We start from the raw sequence: 576 nt of genomic DNA on the forward strand, positions 1-576 counted from the left end.
GAACTACTTCGGCACGCAACCGCGCAACGCGTTCAAGGCCCGGGTGACGTACCAGATCGACGACCGCCGTTCGTTCGAAGCCGGGCTGAGGGCGCGCCCCACGCTGGCCGCCAGCCAGGTGCCCTCGCCCGGGCGCGGCGTGATCGACCTGGCGTACCGCCACCGGCTCTCGAAAGGCGTCGAGTTCGGCACCGCGTTGAAGCAGGCCAACCACGACACCGTGGACGGGTTCAGGCGCCCGAGCATTCCGTTCTCGTACCTCGAACGGCGCACRCTCGCGATGTGGATGTCCTGGGGCGTCTGAGGCGCTTCGCGGCCGTTGTCGCGGGGTTGATCCGGATCAAGTCGCCGCCGCGCCGAAGGCAGGAAACTGCCGCCGGTGAGCCTTGCATCCACCTCTCCTGCGGCGACTCCGTCCACGCAACGCGCCGGCCTGCAGCTCGCCGGCCTGCAATGCGGCGCCTGCGCCGGGCTGATCGAGCAGGCGGTGCGCGCGGTCGACGGCGCTGCCGCGTGCTGCGTGAATGCCGCGACGCACGCCGCGAGCGTCGCGTGGGATCCGGCGCGCACCACGCT

2 protein-coding genes are annotated in these 576 nt (G+C 71.3%); both read left to right on the forward strand.

All coding sequences use genetic code 11. From position 1 onward, the window contains the following. Positions 1-304: hypothetical protein (locus AC1D12_RS34950; protein WP_477845623.1), on the forward strand; the 304-nt coding region annotated here is incomplete at its 5' end. A gap of 75 nt (positions 305-379) precedes the next feature. Then, the coding region (locus AC1D12_RS34955) for a cation transporter (RefSeq protein ID WP_477845624.1) at positions 380-576 on the forward strand (197 nt) is incomplete at its 3' end.

The sequence above is a fragment of the Rhizobacter sp. P1_G5 genome (genome assembly GCF_056405435.1).